The organism is Bacillus sp. SIMBA_074, from assembly GCF_046534555.1.
GTDB classification, from domain to species: domain Bacteria; phylum Bacillota; class Bacilli; order Bacillales; family Bacillaceae_G; genus Bacillus_A; species Bacillus_A mycoides.
In genome coordinates, this window is record NZ_JAWRYM010001191.1 from 1 (window position 1) to 238 (window position 238).

General features: G+C 35.7%; 1 pseudogene. It reads left to right on the forward strand.

The features are described from left to right. Positions 1 to 238 (forward strand): annotated as a pseudogene (locus tag SB773_RS34495) (N-acetylmuramoyl-L-alanine amidase); the annotation flags it as partial.

Sequence of the window (238 nt, forward strand, 5' to 3'; positions counted from 1 at the left end):
AGAACAAGGTGCTTTAGTTATTTTGACGCGTGAAGGAGATTAAGATTTAGGTAATAAAGATACAAAGTCATATAGTAGACGTAAAGCAGTGAATTTAAAAAAGCATGTTGAGATCATTAATAAGCCTGATGTAGACTTTTTTGCGAGTATACATTCAAATGCCCTAACTAGTAGTGGATCAAAGGGCGCACAAAGGTTCTACTATCGTTCTTCTATTGAAAATGAACGGGCTGCGAAA